The following is a 2,122-nucleotide window of genomic DNA, read 5'->3' as shown; positions in this document are numbered from 1 at the left end:
TTCCTATTCCCAGCTGAAAAATATCCGTTACAGTTAGTGCAGATGTATTTTGAAGATAATTGATCAGATAAAAATCATTCGTATTTGCCTCTATATAAAGACCAATTGCTCTGATACCCGTATTTTTCAAAAGTTTTTTTGCATCCAGCTCAATTTCGCTACTGAAAGCAAGATGCGGACGCAAAGCTTCTGACCAGTAATAATAATCATGAGCATATTGTCCGCTTGGAAATTTAAATGACAGCTCCTTATGAAAAGTATAAGTAGCAAATATTGCAGGATTAAAAGGATAAATTTTCCCCCATTCTTTCAATTTAATAGCCCATGGTTTATAGCCAAATTTAGCAGTTGCTATATTCAAAACCCCACCTTTACTACCCGGTACAAATCCATAAAGTAAATCTAAATTACCTTTTTTGTTACCAAACAGTTCATAACCAACACCTCCACTAAAATAACCTATACTTCCGGCATACTGTACAATTGCCTGATCAGGAATTAAGAATTTAAAACTTTGTGCAGATACTTTAGCACTACTTGCAACCAACAGCAAAAAAACGAAACGGAACTTAAAAATATACTCTCTCAAAACTTATCTTATTATTTACAATTTGTACAACTAAAAATTCCTTATTTGCCATCGCGCTTGTGATCACGTAGGGAATACCCGAATCATCCGGATAAAAGAGATTATAATTATGAGTATGTGCGTTAAGTGATGCCAGGAAGCCTGGAGTTTGAGCAAGTGTGGTTGTATAATCCTTGATTAATTTGCTGTCAAAATCTTCTGAATTAACCGGCACATGAGAAATACCTACAAAACCTTTAATCCCGGGCGATGGTTTCAATTCATTTTTTAACCAGGGAATATTGGGCACCTGACCATTGAAATTATACTCCCGGCTATTGCTATCGTGGCAAACGAATTTTACACCTCCGTATATAAAAGAATAATTAAGTTCGCCAAACATATGCTGAAATGTTTCCTTACCACGGGCTGTTTCGTCGTGATTTCCTATAACAGCTACATAGGGAGCATGAAGATCTTCAAGAGTTCTTGAAATCCAAAGCATTTCCTTTAAAACACCAAATTCAGTAATATCACCAGCCAGAACTACAAAGTCAATCCCCTTAATAGCATTCACGGCTTTACAAAACTTTACCGTTTCGTCTCGTGATTTCTGGCTATCGCCAGTTAAAACGAAAGTTACGGTATCATCATCCGCACCATTACCCAATCTTTTCAGATTGGTGGCGTTTACATCCTTTAACGAAATTTTATCAAAAGTTTGATTTGGACTAAACTCAAAATGGTTACAACTTGCTAAAGCAGCACAGAGTAGAAATAGTAAAAATATTCGCATACCACAAATTAAAGGGATATACAAATTTTGAATGTCAGGACTATTTCATAGTTGGATTCTTTTTACCAACCAGTAACATTTCAATAGTTTTTTGCAATCTGCCTATCCTTGTTTGTTCTTGTTTGGCCGTAAGAATCCACAATACATATTCTTTTTTATGAGAATAGGCGAGGGTCTCGAAAAAAGACTGTGCTTGCGGATGCTGCAAAAATAACTTTGCCAAATCTGATGGCACCGTTACTTTTTTATTTTCAACATCTATAAACTCAGAAAATTCATTTTTTTTAATTTCATTATTTCCAACACCAGATGCTTTTACCTGATCAATTGGTTTAATTCTAATACCTGTCCAGGTGTCGTCAATTGCTGCAGAAGCACACGGAGTAAGTTTATAAAGTTCCAGTTCATTCCATTTCTCCATCTTCAGATCGGTAACTATTCCGGAGGTCTTTTTTGGATAAGCAATCCAAACTGTTTTTTTGTCATCTATTTTTGGTGCCCAGATTTTGAGTTCCCTGTTTAATTCTGAGCTATCCTTTACAAAAAGGAGTAGACCATTAAAATCGTCAGCAGAATTGTTCACTAATGATATACTGCTAACATCACCTAAAATAGCAGTACCATTTTTGGGCGCATTTGCCAATAACACCTTAAAACCAGGTTTGAAGTATATTTTCTTTAATAACCCGTTCTCCATAATATTGAAGTAGAAATATTTTACAGTCTTAATTTAGCAAAGAAATCCCAAAGCACAATAC

The 2,122-nt window shown here is 35.3% G+C and carries 3 protein-coding genes; all 3 read right to left on the bottom strand.

Translation table 11 applies throughout. The features are described from left to right. On the bottom strand, positions 1 to 589 hold a 589-nt coding region (locus AC1DG9_RS26265), incomplete at its 3' end, for a hypothetical protein (RefSeq protein WP_477635593.1). After that, a complete protein-coding gene (locus AC1DG9_RS26260; RefSeq protein ID WP_172662953.1) occupies positions 570 to 1,364 on the bottom strand; it encodes a metallophosphoesterase family protein in 795 nt (264 codons plus the stop codon). The genes AC1DG9_RS26265 and AC1DG9_RS26260, both read right to left, overlap by 20 nt. A 40-nt stretch (positions 1,365 to 1,404) precedes the next feature. Next, complete coding sequence (locus tag AC1DG9_RS26255) at positions 1,405 to 2,061, bottom strand: YdeI/OmpD-associated family protein (RefSeq protein ID WP_337716256.1); 657 nt, start codon at positions 2,059 to 2,061, stop codon at positions 1,405 to 1,407. Positions 2,062 to 2,122 lie beyond the last annotated feature (61 nt).

Source organism: Pedobacter sp. 05L430 (assembly GCF_056397585.1).
The sequence above is the reverse complement of the archived record's forward strand: the minus strand, read 5'-3'. Positions and strand labels throughout refer to the sequence as shown.